The 19,863-nt window shown below is 74.1% G+C and carries 13 protein-coding genes and 1 pseudogene; all 14 read right to left on the bottom strand.

The annotated features are described in order from the left end of the window. Window positions 1-233: 233 nt before the first annotated feature. The 14 genes and pseudogenes from AB0N04_RS07420 to mnmA all read right to left on the bottom strand — a co-directional run bounded on the left by AB0N04_RS07420 (window position 234) and on the right by mnmA (window position 19,817). Window positions 234-3,167, bottom strand: a complete 2,934-nt coding sequence (locus AB0N04_RS07420) for an EAL domain-containing protein (RefSeq protein WP_360204873.1) — start codon at window positions 3,165-3,167, stop codon at window positions 234-236. Window positions 3,168-3,641: 474 nt separating this feature from the next. After that, complete coding sequence (locus AB0N04_RS07415) at window positions 3,642-6,698, bottom strand: AAA family ATPase (protein ID WP_360204811.1); 3,057 nt, start codon at window positions 6,696-6,698, stop codon at window positions 3,642-3,644. A gap of 134 nt (window positions 6,699-6,832) precedes the next feature. Further along, complete coding sequence (locus tag AB0N04_RS07410) at window positions 6,833-6,991, bottom strand: hypothetical protein (protein WP_360204809.1); 159 nt, start codon at window positions 6,989-6,991, stop codon at window positions 6,833-6,835. Window positions 6,992-7,337: 346 nt separating this feature from the next. Next, window positions 7,338-8,849: an Asp-tRNA(Asn)/Glu-tRNA(Gln) amidotransferase subunit GatB gene (gene gatB, locus AB0N04_RS07405; protein ID WP_360204806.1), complete on the bottom strand. Its 1,512-nt coding sequence runs from the start codon at window positions 8,847-8,849 to the stop codon at window positions 7,338-7,340. Window positions 8,850-8,926: 77 nt separating this feature from the next. Beyond that, the gene (locus AB0N04_RS07400) at window positions 8,927-9,166 is read right to left on the bottom strand and encodes a hypothetical protein (RefSeq protein WP_360204803.1); all 240 of its coding nucleotides are present in this window, start codon (window positions 9,164-9,166) and stop codon (window positions 8,927-8,929) included. Further along, the gene (gene gatA, locus AB0N04_RS07395) at window positions 9,163-10,671 is read right to left on the bottom strand and encodes an Asp-tRNA(Asn)/Glu-tRNA(Gln) amidotransferase subunit GatA (protein WP_360204801.1); all 1,509 of its coding nucleotides are present in this window, start codon (window positions 10,669-10,671) and stop codon (window positions 9,163-9,165) included. The genes AB0N04_RS07400 and gatA overlap by 4 nt, the downstream gene beginning before the upstream one ends. Before the next feature lie 5 nt (window positions 10,672-10,676). After that, window positions 10,677-10,973: an Asp-tRNA(Asn)/Glu-tRNA(Gln) amidotransferase subunit GatC gene (gatC, locus tag AB0N04_RS07390; protein ID WP_360204798.1), complete on the bottom strand. Its 297-nt coding sequence runs from the start codon at window positions 10,971-10,973 to the stop codon at window positions 10,677-10,679. Between the two features lie 163 nt (window positions 10,974-11,136). After that, window positions 11,137-13,131 carry a bifunctional diguanylate cyclase/phosphodiesterase gene (locus tag AB0N04_RS07385; protein ID WP_360204795.1) on the bottom strand — a complete coding sequence of 665 codons (1,995 nt, stop codon included), beginning with the start codon at window positions 13,129-13,131 and terminating at the stop codon, window positions 11,137-11,139. 295 nt (window positions 13,132-13,426) lie between these two features. Next, window positions 13,427-15,724, bottom strand: coding sequence for an NAD-dependent DNA ligase LigA (ligA, locus tag AB0N04_RS07380; protein ID WP_360204793.1), 2,298 nt, complete (start codon window positions 15,722-15,724; stop codon window positions 13,427-13,429). A gap of 19 nt (window positions 15,725-15,743) precedes the next feature. After that, window positions 15,744-16,754, bottom strand: coding sequence for a methionine synthase (locus AB0N04_RS07375; RefSeq protein ID WP_360204791.1), 1,011 nt, complete (start codon window positions 16,752-16,754; stop codon window positions 15,744-15,746). Between the two features lie 35 nt (window positions 16,755-16,789). Continuing rightward, window positions 16,790-17,479 carry an SDR family oxidoreductase gene (locus AB0N04_RS07370; protein WP_360204788.1) on the bottom strand — a complete coding sequence of 230 codons (690 nt, stop codon included), beginning with the start codon at window positions 17,477-17,479 and terminating at the stop codon, window positions 16,790-16,792. Window positions 17,480-17,491: 12 nt separating this feature from the next. Further along, window positions 17,492-18,016, bottom strand: a complete 525-nt coding sequence (locus AB0N04_RS07365) for a TIGR00730 family Rossman fold protein (protein ID WP_360204786.1) — start codon at window positions 18,014-18,016, stop codon at window positions 17,492-17,494. Window positions 18,017-18,159: 143 nt separating this feature from the next. Next, a pseudogene (locus AB0N04_RS07360) lies at window positions 18,160-18,579 on the bottom strand (helix-turn-helix domain-containing protein); the annotation flags it as partial. Window positions 18,580-18,680: 101 nt separating this feature from the next. Beyond that, a complete protein-coding gene (gene mnmA / locus AB0N04_RS07355) occupies window positions 18,681-19,817 on the bottom strand; it encodes a tRNA 2-thiouridine(34) synthase MnmA (protein WP_360204783.1) in 1,137 nt (378 codons plus the stop codon). Window positions 19,818-19,863: the final 46 nt, after the last annotated feature.

Here is a 19,863-nt window from a genome sequence, read left to right as displayed (position 1 = left end):
ATCGTCCCGCGCTCCCCGGTGGATCGGGGTAGTCCGGAGCGTTTGGGGCCAGGGTTTTGCGGTGGTGGAACAGCGTCAGTGCAACAAAAAACCCCTCGTGCCCAGGGCATGCGAGGGGTGGCGCGTCGGTCTGTCACGAGCAGGGCCTACGAGCCCGCTCAGCCGACGCGCCCGCCAAGTACGAGAATTCGGGTGCGCATGGCAACGACCCTCCTCCTGCACGGGGGCGCATGTCAAGCAGGTGGGATCGCCGTCTCACCATGCGAGCCGGAGCCCGGGCCGGTCACCGCGCGGTGTTCGGGCAGGTCGGGGGCCCCGTGGCGGTGCGCGACCCGCCCGGCACCGCCCTCCCCGCGGACACCCGGACGGGTGTCCGCGGCCAGGTACGCCCGCCGGGCCGAGACCGAGCCCAGCGGTCTCGGCAGCGGGTAGCCGCGGCGCACCAGCGCCCGGCGCAGCCGGGTCTCGTCCAGCGGGGGCGCGAAGGCCGAGCCCTGGCCCTGCCGACAGCCCAGCTCCTGCAGCGCGGCGACCTGCCGGGGCAGGTCCACCCCCTCCGCGGCGGTGACCAGCCCGAGGTCGCGGCCGAGCCGCAGGGCGTGCCCGGCGAGGGTGCGGCTGAGCGCGGACTCGCCGAGGTCCCGGACCAGCGAGCGGTCCAGCTTGAGACCGTCCAGGGGCAGCCGGGCCAGCGCCCCGAGCGAGCCGCTGCCGGCGCCGTAGCCGGCCAGCACGGTGGTGACCCCGAGGCGGCGGAGCGCGGCCAGCCGGCGGCCCAGCTCGTCGGCGAGCGGGTCCGGGCCCATCCGGGCCACCTCGATCACCAGCTCGCCGGCCGGCAGCCGGCTGTCGCGCAGGGCCGCGGCCACCGTCTCGTACAGGCCGGGTGAGCAGAGCCGCTCGGTGGAGAGCCGGACGGCCACCGGGACGCAGGCCGGCCCGGTGCGGCTGCGGCCCGGCCCCCCGCGCCGGGCCGCGGCGGCCGTCACGGCCTCCTGGACCAGCCAGCGGGAGAACCGGGTGGCCGCGTCGCCGTACTCCGCCGAGCGCAGGAACTCGGCCGGGGTGAGCAGCAGTCCGCCCGCCGAGCGCCAGCGGGCCTGCGCCTCGACCCCGGTCACCGCACCGCTGGCGAGGTCCACCACGGGCTGGTGGAGCAGGGTGAAGCCGCCCTCCCGGACGGCGACCCGCAGCCGCTCCTCCAGCTCGGTGCGGCGCTCCAGGTCGGCCCGCATGGCGGGGGCGTAGAGCACCACGCGCCCCTTGCCCTCGGACTTGGCGCGGTACATCGCGAGGTCGGCGTTGCGCATCAGCTCGTCGGTGGCGGCCTTCGGGTCGGCGGCCGGGCCCCGCTCGGGGGTGCCGAAGGCGATGCCGATGCTGGCGGCGACCCCGAGTTCGGCGCCGCCGATCCAGTACGGCGCCGAGAGCGCGACCCGCAGCCGCTCGGCGAGCTCCTGGACCTGGAGGCGGCCGAGCGGGCCGCAGACCAGGGCGGCGAACTCGTCGCCGCCGAACCTGGCCACGGTGTCCCCGCAGCGGACGGCCCCCTGGAGGCGGCGGGCGGCCTGCACCAGCAGCTCGTCGCCGACCTGGTGGCCGGCCGTGTCGTTGACGGCCTTGAAGCCGTCCAGGTCGAGGAAGAGCACCGCGACCCCGGCGCCGGCCTCGCCCTGCTGCCCGCGGGCGGCCAGGGCGGCCCGCAGCCGCTGCGCGAACAGCGCCCGGTTGGGCAGGTCGGTCAGCGGGTCGTGGAAGGCGTTGTGCTGCAACTGCGCCTGGAGCATGACCCGTTCGGTGACGTCCCGGCTGTTGAGGATCAGGCCGTCGCGGTGCCGGCTGACCGTCGACTCGACGTGCAGCCACTCGCCGCCGCCGGAGCTGATCCGGCACTCCACCCGGGCGGACGGCTCGGCGGTGCCCGGGCAGCGGTGGGCGGTGAGCCGGACCCGCGCCAGGTAGCGGCGGACCTCGGCGAGCACCCGGTCGACGTCCTCGGGGTGGACCAGGTCCAGCAGGTTGCCGCCGACCAGCTCCTCCGGGTCCCGGCCGTAGACGCCGAGCGCGGCCGGGGAGACGTAGGAGAGCACCCCGTTGGCGCCGGCGATCATGATGACGTCGCTGGAGCCCTGCACCAGGGAGCGGAAGTGCGCCTCCTTGTGGCCGAGCTCCTGGGCGAGCGACAGGTTGTCCAGCAGCATCACCCCCTGGCGCAGGATGAGCGCCAGCCCCACGGTGCAGGCGGCCGCGGCCACCACCCGGTCCAACTGCCGCCCGCCGAGGGCGTTGTAGAGGATCCCGGCGGTGCAGACCGCGGCGGCCGCGTACGGGGTCAGCGCGCTGAAGGTGGTGGCCACCCGGCGGCGCGGCGGGCCGCCGGCCGAGGGGTGCTCGCGCAGCGGACGGCGCCAGCGCTGCGACCACGGCGCCCAGGCCAGCAGCAGGCTGCCGGAGAACCAGCCGGCGTCCAGCAGTCCGCCCGAGTGGTAGGTGCTGCGCAGCTCCGGGGAGGTGAACAGGGCGTCGCACAGCACGGTGACGGCGAGCGCCACCATCGCGGTGTGCACCGCGGCCCGGTTTCCGTCCCGGCCGCCGAAGCGCAGCCCGACCACGAGGCTGACCAGCAGGATGTCCAGCACCGGGTAGGCGAGGTTGAGCGCCAGGCGAAGCGGCGAGCCGTCCTCGCCGGCGGCGATCCGGCCGAGCGCCAGGCTCCAGCTGAGGGTGAACAGCGAGCCGGCGATCAACCAGCCGTCGAGCAGCAGGCAGAGCCAGCCGGCGGCGGAGCGCGGGCGCTGGGCGAGCACCAGGAGGCCGGTGATGGCGAGCGGGGCGAACATCAGGAAGGCGTACTCGGCGAGCGAGTCCTTCGGCAGGTCCGTCCCGGCGACCAGTTCGTACCAGCCCCAGGTGCCGTTGCCGAAGGCGACCATCAGCGAGGAGAGGCCGAACAGCAGCCAGGCCGGGCGGGCGTGCCCGCCGACGGTGCAGCCGTACACGAGACAGGACAGCGCGGCCGCGAGGGCTGCCGCGGCCAGTCCGAAGTCCCCCATGAAGTTGGAGACTTGGCGGGATCCCCAGCCGGCCGCCGCGCCCAGGGCGTAGGCCAGGCAGAGCGCGCCGAGGGCGAGCCCGGGCAGCGCCCGGCTCTCCCGGAGCCGGCGCAGCGGGCGGCTGCGGGCCGGTCCGGCCGGGTCGGTGCCGGACGCGTCGGCGGGCGGCGCACCCGACCGTCCGGCTCCGGGCAGCACCGTATCGGTGGAGCTCACTCGGCCTCTCCCCCTCCGGCGCGGGGCCTGGCGCCCCGGCCACGGGCCACCGGCCGCGCACCTCTCGGCCGTACGCGGCGGCCTGGCGCCCCGTCAGGACGGTGGCCCAGGGGGCGGGCGGCCTTCCGGCCGCCGCACCGCACCGATGTTCCCAGTCGGGACCCTACACCAAATCCGTCACTCAATGACACGCACACTCAACTTAGAGTAATGGCGAGGAGGAGGGGTAAAGCACCTTAATCCGGCGGATCGGCCCGGTTGGCGGCGGCGCGCGGGGAGGGGCTCACGCGGCGCGCACGGGAGCACGTGACGGCGCCCGGCCGCCGGACCGCCCGGACCGCGGCGGTCGGGGGCCCGGCGGCCGGGCGTGGATCAGCGGCCGGCCGGGGTCAGGTCGTCCGGGAACAACCGCAACCGGTGCGCCAGCGCGGCCGCCTCGCCCCGGCCGCCGACCGCGAGCTTGCCCAGGATGTTGGACACGTGCACGCTCGCGGTCTTCGGAGATATGTACAGCTCCTCGGCGATCTGCCGGTTCGTCCAGCCGCGCGCGAGCAACCGGAGCACGTCCCGCTCACGGGGGGTGAGCCCGAAGGACTCCCCGGGCACGGGCACCGCCACCGATGCCGCCGGGGCCGCTCCCCCGGCCGCGGCCGGCGCCAGCGCCAGCCCGGCCCGGTCGGCCAGCCCGGTGATCTCCGCCAGCAGCGGGCGGTCCCCCCGGGCCGCCGCCAGCTCCCGCGCCTCGCGCAGCAGTTCGGCCCCGGCCTCGCGCCGCCCGGCCTGCACCTCCGCCTCGCCGGCCCGCAGCAGGGCCGCCGCGAGCGGGTACGGCAGACCGGTCGGCCGCAGCACGGCGACCGCGGCCGCCCAGTGCTCCGGGGTGTCGGCGCCCTCCGCACGGGCCAGCTCACCCGCCAGCAGCAGCGCCCAGCCGTCGTGCAGCGGTGCCCGCGGGCGCAGCCGGGCCGCCGCGGCGGCGATCGCGGCCAGCACCCCGGCCCGGCCGGGCCCGGCCTCCGGCAGGCCCCGGCTGTCCGCCTCCACGGCGGCGGCCTCCACCAGCAGCGGGTAGACGTCGGACTCGTACCCTGGCCGGGCGTCCTCGGCCAGCGCCGCGAGCAGTTCGGCCCGGGCCTCCAGCGGCCGCCCGCCGAGCGCGGCGACCCGCACCGCCAGCCGGCTGATCGGCACGCTGTGCTGCAGCTGGCCGACCCGGTTGGCCGCCCGGGCCTGCGCCAGCATGGTCGCCGCCCCGGCGAGGTCCCCGCGCAGCAGGGCGAGCTCGCCGCGCATCCGGTCCAGGAACTCGGCGTGGGTGCCGCTCAGGCTGGTCAGCTCGCAGGCCGACAGCACCTCGTCGGCCTCCTTCACCCGGCCCAGGTCGGTGAGCGCCTCGGCCAGGTTGCCGGTGAGGATGGTGCCGATGTTGCGCAGCAGCCCGCTGCCGTCCGCGTAGTCCAGGCCCTCGCGGGCCAGCGCCACCGCCTCCTCGGACCGGCCCAGCCCGCGCTGCAGACTGGCCAGGTTGTTGATGCCTCGCAGCAGCAGGTCGGGCACGCCCAGCAGGCGGGCCCGCTCGACCGCGCCGGCCAGCTCGGCCAGCCCGCCCTCGGCGTCGCCCTCGACGTCGTAGCGCAGGCCGCCGAGCGTCATCCGGGCGTGCACCTCGACCGAGTGCGCGCCGACCTCCTCGGCGATCCGGATCGCCCGCCGGGCGAGCTCGATGTGCTCGGGGCCGGGCTTCTTGAGCATCGCCACCCCGGCGCCGAGCGCGAACACCTCGGCCTGGACGGCGGACGGCGGCAGGTGCTCGACCAGCCGGTGCGCGTGCAGGATCTCCTCGTCGTCGCCGGAGCGGCGCAGGTTGCCCAGCATCCGGGCCCGGTTGATCCGGAACCAGGCCGCGCGCACCGGGTGCACCGACTCGTCGACCAGCCGCAGCCCGCGCTTGGCCAGGCTCAGGCCGCGCTCGCGGTCACCGCAGCGCCGGGCCGCGACCACCGCCTCGGCCAGCACGTCGATCAGCTGGATCCGGTCGCACTCCGGGTCGGCGGCCCCGTGGTCGCAGGAGCCGGGCGGGTACGTCTCGGCCCAGTCGTACGGGCGCAGGGTGTGCGCCAGCACGTCCTCGGAGACCATGTCCCACAGCTCCAGCGCCCGCTCCAGCATGCCCAGCTGCTCGGCGAAGGCGTTGCGGCGGCGGGCGGCCCGGGCCGCGTCCAGCGCGGTGGGCAGCGCCTTCGCCGGGTCGTGCGCGTGGTACCAGTAGTTGGCCAGCCGGGCCGGCAGCGCGTCGCAGGAGACCAGGTGCCGCTGCGCCTCGACGGCGAGCGCGAACTTGCGGTTGATCCGGTGCCGCTCGCCCGGCAGCAGGTCGTCCGAGACCGCCTCGCGGACCAGCGCGTGCCGGAAGCGGTAGCCCTCGCCGTCGCCGTCCGGGCGCAGGATGTTGGCCCCGACGGCCGCCCGCAGCGCCTCGATCAGCGCCTCCTCGTCGTCGTCCAGGACGGCGGCCAGCAGGGCGTGTTCGACGTGCGAGCCGCCCTCGGCGGCGATCCGCACCACCCGCTGGGCCTCCTCGTCCAGGGTCTCCACCCGGACCAGCAGGATGTCCCGCAGCGAGTCGGTGAGCCCGGCGCCGCAGCCGTCCTCGAAGGCGGTGGCCAACTCCTCGACGAAGAACGGGTTCCCCTCGGAGCGGCGGTGGATGCGGTCCACCAGCTGCCGGTCGGGGACGGCGGTGCCGAGGATGCCGGCCAGCTGGGCGGCGACCTCGCGGCGGCCGAACCGGGCCAGCTCCAGGCGCTGGACGGTGCGCAGCCGTTCCAGCTCGGCGAGGAAGGGCCGCAGCGGGTGCCGGCGGTGCAGGTCGTCGGTGCGGTAGGTGGCGATCAGCAGGACCCGGGACCGGTGCAGGGTGCGGACCAGGAAGGCGAGCAGCTCGCGGGTGGAACGGTCGGACCAGTGCAGGTCCTCGACGGCGAGCACGAGGGTACGCTCCGCGCCGAGCCGCTCGAACAGCCTCGCGGTGTGCTCGAACAGCCGGGCCCGGCCGTACTCGTCGTTGGGTTCGCCGTCGGCATCGCCGAACTCGGGCAGCAGCCGCGCCAGGTGGCCCTCGCTGCCGGCCGCCGCGGCCTCCAACTCGGCGCCCAGCGCACGGTGCAGCCGGCGCAGCGCGGTGGCCAGCGGGGCGTAGGGCAGGCCTTCGGCCCCGACCTCCAGACAGCTGCCGAGTGTGGTGAGCGCCCCGCCGTCCGCGGCCCGCTGCAGGAACTCCTCCAGCAGCCTGGTCTTGCCGACGCCTGCCTCGCCGCCGATCAGGACGGCCTGCGGGCTGCCGGTGCCGGCCCTGCGCAGGGCGACGGTCAGTTCGGTGATCTCGCTGCCGCGACCGACGAAGACGGGACTCACCGATATCTGCTGCATGGAGGCGAGCATGCCATAGCCGGACCCGGCGGGCCGAGGGGATATCCCGCCCGCTGGAAGCCCGGAGGGGGAGGCGCTCGTCTGCGGCGCCTCCCCCTCCGGAATCCCTTCGGCACCGACGTGGTGCCGGTCCGTCAGCATTCGCGCTGGCGCACGGCGCGCCGCTGGAAGCGGGCGGCCACCGGACGCTGCCGCAGACGGCGCGCCTCCTTGGCCTCGCGTACCAGGCGCTGGTGCTCGGCGCGGGCGGCAAGCTCGAGGCCCTGCTGCTGGATGAGCTCGTACTCGATCACTTCGGTTCCCCACTTCGGGTTTCGCACTGCGTTTCGCTGTCGAGTAAGAGCTTCCTCCCCCAGCGGGGGTCGCCACATCGGAAGCCTGACCGATCTTCCGGGCCCCGGATGCCTTAGACGGGCCCCTGGAACACGGCAAAGGCCCGGCCTCACTCCGATTCGGAGGTGAAACCGGGCCTTAGACCCTACTTAGGGGGCCTTAGACGCCTTAGATGCCTTAGGAAGTCCCTAGGGTCCTCTAGGCGGAGACGCCGAGGCGCTCCAGACGGTGCCTACTGACCTTCCACGCCGAGGCGCTCCAGACGGTGCCTACTGACCTTCCACGCCGAGGCGCTCCAGACAGTGCCTACTGACCTTCCACGCCGAGGCGCTCCAGGATCAGGTCCTTCACGCGGGCGGCGTCGGCCTGGCCGCGGGTGGCCTTCATGACCGCGCCGACCAGCGCGCCGACGGCCGCGACCTTGCCGTCGCGGATCTTGGCGGCGATCGCCTCGTTCTCGGCGATGGCCTGGTCGACCGCGGCGCCGAGCGCCGAGTCGTCCGAGACGACGGCCAGGCCGCGCTTCTCGACGACCTCGTCCGGCTCGCCCTCGCCGGCCAGCACGGCCTCGATGACCTGACGGGCCAGCTTGTCGTTCAGCTTGCCCTCGGCGACGAGCGCGGTGACCCGGGCGACCTGCGCCGGGGTGATCGGCTGCTCGCTGAGCTCCGTCCCGGTCTCGTTGGCGCGGCGGGCCAGCTCGCCCATCCACCACTTGCGGGCCTGGTCGGCCGGGGCGCCGGCGGCGATGGTCTCCTGGATCGGCTCGACGGCGCCGGCGTTCAGCACCGCCTGCATGTCCTTGTCGGACAGGTCCCACTCGGCCTGCAGCCGGGCGCGGCGCACCCGCGGCAGCTCGGGCAGGCCCGCCCGCAGCTCCTCGACCCACGCCCGGGCGGGCGCGACCGGCACCAGGTCCGGCTCGGGGAAGTAGCGGTAGTCCTCGGCGTTGTCCTTGATCCGGCCGGAGGTGGTGCTGCCGTCCTCCTCGTGGAAGTGACGGGTCTCCTGGACGATGGTGCCGCCGTCGGTCAGCACCGTGGCGTGCCGCTGGATCTCGAAGCGGGCCGCCCGCTCCACGCTGCGCAGCGAGTTGACGTTCTTGGTCTCCGAGCGGGTGCCGAAGGTCTCGGTGCCGTTCGGGCGCAGCGACAGGTTGACGTCGCAGCGCATCTGGCCCTTGTCCATCCGGGCCTCGGAGACGCCGAGCGCCTTGATCAGCTCGCGCAGCTCGGCGACGTACGCCCGGGCGACCTCGGGGGCGCGCTCGCCGGCGCCGACGATCGGCTTGGTGACGATCTCGATCAGCGGGATGCCGGCCCGGTTGTAGTCCAGCAGCGAGTGGGTCGCGCCGTGGATGCGGCCGGTGGCGCCGCCGACGTGGCTGGACTTGCCGGTGTCCTCCTCCATGTGGGCGCGCTCGATCTCCACGCGGAAGGTCGAACCGTCCTCCAGCTGCACGTCGAGGTAGCCGTTGAAGGCGATCGGCTCGTCGTACTGCGAGGTCTGGAAGTTCTTGGGCATGTCCGGGTAGAAGTAGTTCTTCCGCGCGAACCGGCACCACTCGGCGATCTCGCAGTTCAGCGCCAGGCCGATCTTGACGGCCGACTCCACGCCGATCGCGTTGACCACCGGCAGCGAGCCGGGCAGGCCCAGGCAGGTCGGGCAGGTCTGGCTGTTCGGCTCGGCGCCCAGCTCGGTCGAGCAACCGCAGAACATCTTGGTCTTGGTGCCCAGCTCGACGTGGACCTCAAGGCCCATCACCGGGTCGTACGACGCGAGAGCGTCCTCATAGGAGACCAGGTTCATGACGCTCACAGCGTCCCCTTCACTAAAAGTCTTGGGAGGTACGGGCCCGGCCGCCGCTCGCGCGGGGCCGGGCCGGGGCGCTCAGCTCAGCCCAGCAGCACGTCGTCGGAGCCCAGCCGGCGCAGCTCGCGCACCAGCAGGGCGGTGCCGGTGATCAGCGCGGCGGCGCCGACCAGGGCGTTGACCAGCTTGAGGGTGTCGCTCTCCTCGCGGGCCTTCCGGACGTCCTTGGCCACGGAGATCGCGCCGAAGGCGCTGGTGCCGATGGACAGCCACAGACCGGGCTTCGAGTGCTTGAAGCCCTTGGCCTTCTCGATCTTGCTCACAGTGCCGGTGCCTCCTCCAGCAGGGGGTGCCCCCACTTGTCGTTGAGTGCGGCCTCGACGGCGCCGCCCACGCGGTACAGGCGGTCGTCCGCCATCGCGGGTGCGATGATCTGCAGGCCGACCGGGAGATTGTCCTCCGGCGCCAGGCCGACCGGCAGCGACATGGCCGCGTTGCCCGCCAGGTTCGACGGGATCGTGCACAGGTCGGCCAGGTACATCGCCATCGGGTCGTCGGCGCGCTCGCCGATCGGGAAGGCGGTGGTCGGCGTGGTCGGCGAGACCAGCACGTCCACGCCGGCGAAGGCCGCGTCGAAGTCGCGCGAGATGAGCGTGCGGACCTTCTGCGCCGAGCCGTAGTAGGCGTCGTAGTAGCCCGAGGACAGCGCGTAGGTGCCCAGGATGATGCGGCGCTTGACCTCGTCGCCGAAGCCGGCCTCGCGGGTCAGCGCGGTGACCTCCTCGGCCGAGCGGGAGCCGTCGTCGCCGACCCGCAGGCCGTAGCGCATCGCGTCGAAGCGGGCCAGGTTGGAGGAGCACTCGCTGGGCGCGATCAGGTAGTACGCCGGCAGCGCCAGGGTGAAGGACGGGCAGGAGACCTCGACGACCTCGGCACCCAGCTCGCGCAGCAGCTCCACCGACTCGTCGAAGCGCTGCATCACGCCGGACTGGTAGCCCTCGCCGGAGAACTCCTTGACGACGCCGATCCGCATGCCGCGGACGTCGCGCATCCTCGCGGCCTCGACCACGGCCGGGACGGGCGCGTCGATCGAGGTGGAGTCCAGCGGGTCGTGCCCGGCGATGGCCTCGTGCAGCAGCGCCGCGTCCAGCACGGTGCGGGCGCACGGGCCGCCCTGGTCCAGCGAGGAGGAGAAGGCGACCAGGCCGTAGCGGGACACCGCGCCGTAGGTCGGCTTGACGCCGACGGTGCCGGTGACGGCGCCCGGCTGGCGGATCGAGCCGCCGGTGTCGGTGCCGATCGCCAGCGGGGCCTCGAAGGCGGCCAGCGCGGCGGCCGAACCGCCGCCGGAGCCGCCGGGGATCCGGGAGAGGTCCCACGGGTTGCCGGTCGGGCCGTAGGCCGAGTTCTCGGTGGAGGAGCCCATCGCGAACTCGTCCATGTTGGTCTTGCCGAGGATGACGACGCCGGCGTCCTTGAGACGGCTGGTCAGCGTGGCGTCGTAGGGCGGGATCCAGCCCTCGAGCATCTTGGAGCCGCAGGTGGTCGGCACGCCCTTGGTGGTGAAGACGTCCTTCAGGGCGAGCGGGACACCGGCCAGCGGGCCCAGCTCCTCGCCCCTGGCGCGCTTCTCGTCGACGGCCCGGGCCGCGCTCAGCGCACCCTCGGTGTCGACGTGCAGGAAGGCGTTGACCTTCTTGTCGACGGCGTCGATGCGGTCCAGGTGCGCCTGCGCGACCTCGACCGCGGACACCTCGCCGGTGGCGATGGCGGCGGCCGTCTCGGCGGCCGTCCACCTGATGATCGGAGTGGGGGTCATCTCGGTCATCTCGGTCAGTCCTCCCCGAGGATCTGCGGCACACGGAAACGCTGCTCCTCGGCGGCCGGGGCGCCGGACAGCGCCTCGTCCGGGGTGAGCGACGGGCGCACCTCGTCCGCGCGCATGACGTTGGTCAGCGGGAGCGGGTGGGAGGTCGGCGGGACGTCCTGTCCGGCGACCTCGGAAACGCGGGCGACCGCGCCGATGATCACGTCGAGCTGCTCGGCGAAGTGGTCCAGCTCTTCGGGCTTCAGCTCAAGACGCGACAGCCGGGCGAGGTGGGCGACCTCCTCGCGCGTGATGCCAGGCATGCAGCGATCCTCAGGGTGAGTTCTGGTGAGGCCCGCCGCCACCCTCAGGCGGCACCGGGCCCGGGCAGGAGCAGCCGGTCCCGGCGCTCCTTCCTCATGGTCTTGGGACCCCATCCTATGGGGCCCGGCCCGGCCACCGGCCAACGAGTGAGCCGCGCGGCCGTCACTGCGGCCCGCTGCGGGCCCAACTCTGCGCCCCCGGCGCCTTGATCTCCCGCGGTGCGCCGGGCATCTGGTGCGGCACGGGCGCGGTCTGGACGGCCTGCGCGGCGGGCACCGGATGGACGACGGGCACCGGATGGACGGCGGCCGCGCCCTGGACCGCCTGCGCGGCCGGCGGCAGCACCGGGGGGAGGGCCGGCGGCAGCACCGGCGGCACGGCGGGCTGGACGGCCGGCGGCACGACCGGGACGGCCTGCGCGACCGGGACGCCCTGGACCGCGGGGACGCCCTGCACGACCGGCACCGGGTGGACGGCCTTGCGGGCCGGCGGCAGCACCGACTGGCCGGGCAGCGCGGACCCGCCCTGGACCGCCTTCAGTCCGGACGGCAGCTGACCCGACGGGGTGGCCAGCCGCTCCACCGGCGGGGCCCCGGTGCGGTGCACCCGCAGCCAGGCGGTGGCCTGCTCGGCCGGCAGCGCGGCCGACACCAGCCAGCCCTGGACGGCGTCCACGCCCATGCAGTGCAGCCGCTCCCAGGTCTCGTCGTCCTCGACGCCCTCGGCGACCACCGTCAGGCCCAGCGAGTGCGCCAGCTCCACCGAGCAGCGGACCACCGCCGCGTCGTGGTCGTCGGCGACCATCCGGGAGACGAACGAGCGGTCGATCTTCAGCTCGCCGACCGGCAGGCTGCGCAGCCGCACCAACGAGGAGTGGCCGGTGCCGAAGTCGTCCAGGGACATCCCGACGCCGTAGCCGCGCAGTTCGGCGAGGGTGTCGGCGGCCCGCCGGGAGTCGTCCAGCAGCAGCCGCTCGGTGATCTCCAACTGGAGCGCGTGGGCCGGCACCTGGTGGCGGACGAGGTGGCCGGCCACCCGCTGGGCGAAGCCCGGGTTGAGCACGTCACGCGGCGAGACGTTGACCGCGACCTGCACCTGCAGGCCCTGGTCCCGCCAGTAGGCGAGCTGGCCGACCGCCGCCTCCAGCACGTAGTCGGTGAGCCGCGGCATCAGGCCGCTGGACTCGGCGAGCCCGACGAACTCGTCCGGCGAGACCCGCCCCTGGCCGGGGCGCTCCCAGCGCAGCAGCGCCTCCAGGCCGACCACCCGGCCGTCGAAGGCCACCTTCGGCTGGTAGTGCAGCTGCACCTCGCCGGTCTCCAGGGCCCGGCGCAGGTCCCCCAGCAGCCCTATCCGGTAGGGCGTGTCGGCGTCCTGGGTCTCGTCGTACTGGGCGACGCCGCTGCAGCCGCGCTGGGCGTGGCCCATCGCCACGTCGGCCCGGCGCAGCAGCGACTCGGCGTCCTGGGCGTGCTGCGGGTAGACGCAGACCCCGGCGCTGGCCTCCAGCACCAGCAGCAGCCCGTCCAGTCGGATCGGTGCGGCGAGTTCGGCGATCAGCGCCTTGGCGACCCGCTCCAGGCTGTCCGGGCAGTTGATGCCGGGCAGCAGCACGGCGAACTCGTCGCCGCCCATCCGGGCCACCATCGGGCGGCCGCGCCGGTAGTGCCGGGGCAGGCCGGCGAAGACGTCGTCGATGGACTCCCGGGTGGCGCTGCCGGCCGGGCCGCCGGAGCGCAGCGCGCGGTGCAGCCGGCGGGCGATGTGCACCAGCAGCCGGTCCCCGGCGGTGTGGCCGAGGGTGTCGTTGAGCGACCGGAACCGATCGAGGTCGAGCAGGATGAGACCGACGCTGTAGCCGTCCTCGCGCTCCGCGATCGCCTCCTGTGCCGCCATCAGCAGGGCCTGACGGTTGGGCAGGTCCGTCAGCGGGTCGGTCAGCTGGTCGCGGGCGCGGTCGCGGGCGATCCGCCAGGCGGCGACCAGCACCGCCAGCGGCACCGCGAACAGCGGCAGCAGTTCGGGTTCGTACCGGTAGACCAGGACGGCCAGCGGGATGAGCGGCGCAGCACCGGCCAGCAGCACGCCGAGCAGCAGGACCGCACCCGCCACCCCCTGCGGCGGGCGTGTGGGCGCACCGCCGGTCGTACGATCCATAAGCCCTGTCCTCCGTCGGGCCCGCCCCGTCAGGCCGCCTTACGGTGAGGCACCGTGCCGGTACCGACAGCTGCCGGGCATGGAGCGACCCCGCGGAGTACCGGCTCAGCCGGTGCCCCCACCCCTGCTGACACTCTGTTGCGCTCCAGGGTATGCCGGGGCCCACCCGGTGGGCAGACTTTCGGACAACCGGAAACGCGCCACCGCGCCTGGATGTCGCACAGTGACACAATGCCCGCTTTCACGGCGCGACACCCGGTGACGTTGCATCAGGACGATAACAAGACGGATTCGGTCACCCGGCGCTCGGGGCGGCCTCCTCCGCGGCCCCGGCGGGGGCCTCCCCGGCCTCGGGCAGGCCCAGGTGGGCGCGGGCCGCGGCCGGGCCGTCGGCGAGCAGCACCGCGAAGCCCGCGTCGTCCAGGACGGGCAGGCCGAGCTGAACGGCCTTGTCGAACTTGGACCCGGGGTTGTCACCGGCGACGACAAAATCGGTCTTCTTCGACACCGAGCCGGTCACCTTCGCACCACGCGAGGTCAGCGCCTCCTTGGCGCCGTCCCGGGTGTGCCCGGCCAGGGTGCCGGTGACCACCACCGTCAGCCCCTCCAGCGGGCGCTCCGCCTCCTCCTCGTCCGCGAACTCCTCGGTGAAGCGGACGCCGGCGGCACGCCACTTCTCCAGGATCTCCCGGTGCCAGTCCTCCTGGAACCACTCGACCACCGAACGGGCGATGATCGGCCCGACGCCCTCGACCGCGGCCAGCTCCTCCTCGGTGGCCGAGAAGATCCGGTCCAGGTCGCGGAACTCGCGGGCCAGCTCCTGGGCCGCGACCGGGCCCACGTGCCGGATCGAGAGGCCGTTGAGGAACCGCCAGAGCGGACGGTCCTTCACCCGCTCCAGGTTCTCCAGCAGGATCCCGGCCGTCTTCTTGGGCTCGCCCTTCTGGTTGGCGAAGAAGGTGGCCCGCTTCTCCTCGCCGGTGCGGTCGTCCAGCTTGGGCATGCCCGTCTTCTGGTCCCGCACCAGCACCTGGATCGGCAGCAGCTGCTCCATCGACAGCCCGAAGATGTCGCCCTCGTCCTTCACCGGCGCCTCGGCCGGCTCCAGCGGCTGGGTCAGCGCGGTGGCCGCGACGTAGCCGAGGCCCTCGACGTCCAGCGAGGAGCGCCCGCCCAGGAAGGCGATCCGCTCGCGGATCTGGGCCGGGCAGAACTGGGCGTTGGGGCAGCGCAGGTCGATGTCCCCCTCGGCCATCGGGCGCAGCTCGGCCCCGCACTCGTGGCAGTGCGAGGGCATCACGAACTCCCGCTCGGTGCCGTCCCGCAGGCTCTCCACCGGGCCGAGGATCTCCGGGATGACGTCACCGGCCTTGCGCAGCACGATCGTGTCGCCCAGCAGCACGCCCTTGGCCTTCACCACCTCCTGGTTGTGCAGCGTCGCGTACTGCACCATCGAGCCGGCCACCTTCACCGGCTCGGCCAGCACCGCGTACGGGGTGGCCCGGCCCGTCCGGCCGATGCCGACCTTGATCTCGGCGAGCTTGCCGGTGACCTCCTCCGGCGGGTACTTCCAGGCGATCGCCCAGCGCGGGGACTTGGAGGTGGCGCCGAGCCGGCCCTGCAGGGCGATCTCGTCCACCTTGACGACCACGCCGTCGATCTCGTGCTCGACCGAGTGCCGCTGCTCGCCGAAGTGCTTGATGAACGCCCGCACCTCGTCGAGCGTCCCCACCACCTCGTTGTGCCGGGCGGTGGGCAGGCCCCAGTCGTGCAGCAGCCGGTAGGCGTGCGACTGGTTGTCGATGTCGAAGCCGACCCGGGCGCCGATGCCGTGCACCACCATGTGCAGCGGGCGGGAGGCGGTGACCAGCGGGTCCTTCTGGCGCAGCGAGCCGGCGGCGGCGTTGCGCGGGTTCATGAACAGCCGGATCAGGGCCCGGGGCCGCTTGCCCTCCCGGGCGCGCTCCTCGTTCTCCAGGCGCCGGCGCTCGTTCTCCGCCACGAAGGAGGCGTTCAGCGCCTCGAAGGCCTCGGTCGGGAAGTAGACCTCGCCGCGGATCTCCACCAGCTCGGGGACGTTCTCGCCCTTCAGCTGCTGCGGGATCTCCTTGATGGTCCGGACGTTCGCGGTGATGTCCTCGCCCACCCGGCCGTCGCCGCGGGTCGCCGCCTGCACCAACTGGCCGTTCTCGTAGGTGAGGTTGACGGCCAGGCCGTCCACCTTGAGCTCGCACAGGTAGTGGTAGTCGATGCCGTGCAGCTCGGTGGCGACGCGCTCGGCCCAGGCCGCGAGCTCCTCGTCGTCCATCGCGTTGTCGAGGCTGAGGAGGCGCTCGCGGTGCTCGACCGCGGCGAACAGCCCGGTGGGCGCGCCGCCGACCCGCTGCGTCGGGGACTCCGGGGTGACCAGGGCCGGGTGCTCCGCCTCCAGCGCCTCCAGCTCGCGCATCAGGACGTCGAACTCGGAGTCGCTGACGACCGGGGCGTCCTGCTCGTAGTAGCGGACCCGGTGGTCGGTGATCTCCTGCGCCAGCTCGGCGTGCCGGCGGCGCACCTCCGCCGCGACGTCCTCCCAGCCCTCGACAGCCTCCACCGCAAGCCCTCCTACGATCTCATTCCGGGTTGTCCACCAGGCTCTGCGCCGCCCGCACGCTCTGCGACAGCGCCCTGCGCGCGTACGCCGGGGAGGCCCCGGCCAGCCCGCAGGTCGGCGTCACCAGCACGCGGCGGCCCAGGAGCTCCGGGGCGAACCCGAGCCTGCGCCACAAGGTCCTGACACCCTGGACACTACCGGCCGGGTCGGACACTCCCTGGTCAGTGGAGGGGACGACACCGGCGAGGAAGGTCGTGCCCGCCTCCACGGCCTCGCCCAGGTCGTCGTCCGAGCGCTCGGTGAGGAGGGAGAAGTCCAGCGAGATCCCGGCCACTCCGGCGCGGCGCAGCAGCGGGATCGGGACGTCGGGCGCGCAGCTGTGCACGACGACCGGTGCGTCCAGGGCGCGGACCACCTCGCGCAGCACCTCCTCGGCGACCTGCCGGTCCACCGAGCGCAGCCGCTGGAACCCGCTGGCCGTCCTCACCGAACCGGCCAGCACGGCCGGCAGCGACGGCTCGTCGAGCTGGAGGACGACCTCAGCGCCCGGGATCCGCTTGCGGACGTCGGCCAGGTGGCGGCGCAGGCCCTCGGTCAGCGATCCGGCGACGTCCCGGCAGGCGCCGTGGTCGGAGAGCGCCTTCTCGCCGTGCTTCAGCTCGATGCTCGCCGCCAGCGTCCACGGGCCGACGGCCTGCACCTTGAGCGCGCCCCGGTAGCCCTGGGTGAACTCCTCCAGGGCGTCCAGGTCCTCGCCCAGCCAGGAGTGGGCCCGCCGGGTGTCCCGGCCGGGGCGGTCGGTGAACCGCCAGCCGCTGGGCTCGGTCTGCGCGAACAGCTCGACCAGGAAGCCGGCGCCGCGGCCGATCATGTCGGCGCCCGGGCCGCGCGCCGGCAGCTCGGGCAGGAACGGCAGGTGCTCCAGCGCCCCGGTGGAGGTCTTGGCGGCCTCCCGGGCGTCGGTGCCGGGCAGCGAACCGACGCCGGTGGCGGCGCCGCGCAGGTCGGGGAAGGGGTGTGGGGTGCTCACCCGTCCGAGCCTAGTGCGCGGCGCCGGCCCCGCGGTCAGCGCCCGGGGCGGACGGTGATGTCGGTGATCTCCGCGTCCCGGGAGGCGTCCAGGGCGGCCAGCACCGCCCTGGCGACGGACTCCGGCTCGATCCAGCGGCCGGCGTCGTACTCCCGGCCCTCCTGCTGGTGCACCTTCACCTGCATCGCGGTCGCGGTGCGGCCCGGGTAGACGGAGGTGACCCGGACACCGCCCGCGTGCTCCTCCTGGCGCAGCGCGTCGGCCAGCGCCTTCAGGCCGTGCTTGCTCGCCGCGTACGCCGACCACTCCGCGTGGGCGTTCAGGCCGGCGCCGGAGTTGACGAAGACGACGTGGCCCTTGGCCAGCCGGAGCGAGGGCAGCAGCAGCCTGGTCAGCTCGGCGGGGGCGACCAGGTTGACGTTCAGCGTCTCCTGCCAGGCCTTCACCGGCAAGTCCCCCACCGTGCCCAGCTCGACGACGCCCGCCACGTGCAGCAGCGAGTCCAGCTCGCCGGGCAGCGCCTGGTGGCCGAAGGCCCAGGACAGCTTCGCCGGGTCGCCGAGGTCGCCGACCAGGGTCCGCGCCCCGGGGAAGCGCTCCCGCAGTTCGGCGGCCCGCCGTGCGTCACGGGCCAGCAGCCAGAGGTCGTCCCCGCGCTCGGCGAGCTTCCCGGCCAGGACGGCGCCGATGCCGGAGCCGGCGCCGGTGATCAGATGTGCAGCCATGGCCCGATCCTCTCAGGCCTTGAGCTGCTCGAAGACCTGCGCCGGGGTGTCGGCGAAGCCGATCAGCTCGGCGAGCGGGCGGGGCAGGAAGCCCTCGGCGTCCATCCGCTCCAGCTGGGTCCGCAGGCCCGTGTAGAAGCCCTCGGTGTCCAGGACGACCACCGGCTTCTCGAACATGCCGTGCTTCTTGAGCTCCAGCACCTCGGTGACCTCGTCCAGCGTGCCCAGCCCGCCCACCAGGACGACGATCGCGTCCGCCCGCGCGGCCAGCTCCGCCTTCCGCGCGGCGAGGTCGGCGGTCATCACCAGCTCGTCCGCACCGACGTAGCCCTTGTGCTTCAGCATCTCGACCATCACGCCGACCAGCCGGCCGCCGGCCGCCTTCACCTCGTCGGCGAGCAGCCCCATCAGCCCGGCGTTCGACCCTCCCCAGACGAGGGTGTGCCCGCCCTCCCCCAGGAGCCGGGCGAACTCGGCGGCGGGGGCCGAGTAGCGGTCGTCGAGCGAGTACGCGGAGCAGAAGACGGTGATGTTCATAGTGCTCCCTGGTCTATCACGGCCCGCGGCCGGGGCTCACCGGCATTACCCGCCGACGGCGGACCACCCGCCCTGCCGGTCGGCGCGACCGCCGGTGCACCGCCGCTGGTACGGCGAGGTGCGCTGGCGGCCGCGGCGGGAGGTCAGTCCTCGTGCGCGACGCGGGTGAACGCCCGGCGGTAGGTGCGGGGCGGGACTCCGCGGCGGCGGACGAACTGCTCGCGCAGGACGGCCGCGCTGCCGTAGCCGACCCGACGGGCGACCTCCTCGACCGGCAGGCCCGTCGTCTCCAGGAGTTCCTCGGCGGCGCCCAGCCGCAGCTCCCGCAGCCAGGCGTGCGGGGTGGTCCCGGTGGCCGCGGCGAATCGGCGGGCGAAGGAACGCTTGCTCATCATCGCCCGCCGGGCCAACTCCGCCACCGGCAGCGGCTCGTGGAGGTGCTCCCGGGCCCAGGCCAGCACCCCGGCCAGGCGTTCGTCCTCGCCGTCCTCCGGGACGGGGGCCGCCAGGTACTGGGCCTGCCCGCCGTCCCGGTGCGAGGGCAGCACCATGTCGCGGGCGATGCGGTTCGTCCCCGGCCACGGCGCCCCGTTCACGGCCGACGCCAACCCGCCGCTCTGACCGTGCCGCCCCGGAGGGGAACCCCCGCGCCCGGGAGGCCCGCCTACGCGGTGACAGCCGGGCGTTCGGTGGTGGCGATGGTGGCGGAGCCGACGACGCGGGTGCCGTCGTAGAGCACCACGGCCTGGCCGGGGGCGATGCCGCGCACGGCGGTGTCGAGGCTGACCCGGAGTTCGCCGTCGACCACCGAGGCCGAGACCGGCACCTCCTCGCCGTGGGCGCGCAGCTGGGCGGTGTAACGCCCGTCCGCGAGCGGCTCGGTGCCGCACCAGCGGGGGCGGATGGCGGTGAGGCCGGTGACGTCGAGCCCCTCGACCGGGCCGACGGTCACGGTGTTGTTCACCGGGGAGATGTCGAGGACGTAGCGCGGCTTGCCGTCGGCGGCCGGGCGGCCGATCCGCAGGCCCTTGCGCTGGCCGATGGTGAAGCCGTACGCGCCGTCGTGCTCGCCGAGCTTGGTGCCGTCGGTGTCCAGGATGTCGCCGGTGGCGGTGCCGAGGTGCTTGGCCAGGAAGCCCTGGGTGTCTCCGTCGGCGATGAAGCAGATGTCGTGGCTGTCGGGCTTCTTCGCCACCGCGAGGCCCCGGCGCTCGGCCTCGGCCCGGATCTCCTCCTTGGTGGTGTCACCGAGCGGGAAGAGCGAGTGGGCGAGCTGGTCCGCGTCCAGCACGCCGAGGACGTAGGACTGGTCCTTGGCGCCGTCGACCGCCCGGTGCAGCTCGCGGGAGCCGTCCGGCAGGTCGACGATCCGGGCGTAGTGGCCGGTGCAGACGGCGTCGAAGCCCAGGGCCACGGCCTTGTCCAGCAGCGCGGCGAACTTGATCTTCTCGTTGCAGCGCAGGCACGGGTTCGGGGTCCGCCCGGCCGCGTACTCGGCGACGAAGTCGTCGATGACGTCCTCGCGGAAGCGCTCCGCGAGGTCCCAGACGTAGAACGGGATGCCGATGACGTCGGCGGCCCGCCAGGCGTCCCGGGAGTCCTCGATGGTGCAGCAGCCGCGGGCGCCCGTCCGGAAGGACTGCGGGTTGGCGGAGAGCGCCAGGTGGACGCCGGTCACCTCGTGACCCGCTTCGACGGCGCGGGCGGCGGCGACGGCGGAGTCGACTCCGCCGGACATCGCCGCGAGCACGCGCAGGCGGCCGGTGGACGGTGTGGTCGGGGCACCCGGGAAGTCAGTCATGGTGACTACAAGAGTACGGGGCCGCCGAACATGCCCGGCCGGGAAC

Source organism: Kitasatospora sp. NPDC051702 (genome assembly GCF_040681575.1).
Lineage (GTDB): Bacteria > Actinomycetota > Actinomycetes > Streptomycetales > Streptomycetaceae > Kitasatospora.
The sequence above is the reverse complement of the archived record's forward strand: the minus strand, read 5'-3'. Positions and strand labels throughout refer to the sequence as shown.

What these genes read in the sequence shown, in the direction of transcription:
- AB0N04_RS07415 (WP_360204811.1), bottom strand. Translation starts at nt 6,698, where the DNA reads ATGCAGCAGATATCGGTGAGTCCCGTCTTCGTCGGTCGCGGCAGCGAG.
- gatA (WP_360204801.1), bottom strand. Translation starts at nt 10,671, where the DNA reads ATGACCGAGATGACCCCCACTCCGATCATCAGGTGGACGGCCGCCGAG.
- gatC (WP_360204798.1), bottom strand. Translation starts at nt 10,973, where the DNA reads ATGCCTGGCATCACGCGCGAGGAGGTCGCCCACCTCGCCCGGCTGTCG.
- AB0N04_RS07385 (WP_360204795.1), bottom strand. Translation starts at nt 13,131, where the DNA reads ATGGATCGTACGACCGGCGGTGCGCCCACACGCCCGCCGCAGGGGGTG.
- AB0N04_RS07370 (WP_360204788.1), bottom strand. Translation starts at nt 17,479, where the DNA reads ATGGCTGCACATCTGATCACCGGCGCCGGCTCCGGCATCGGCGCCGTC.
- AB0N04_RS07365 (WP_360204786.1), bottom strand. Translation starts at nt 18,016, where the DNA reads ATGAACATCACCGTCTTCTGCTCCGCGTACTCGCTCGACGACCGCTAC.
- mnmA (WP_360204783.1), bottom strand. Translation starts at nt 19,817, where the DNA reads ATGACTGACTTCCCGGGTGCCCCGACCACACCGTCCACCGGCCGCCTG.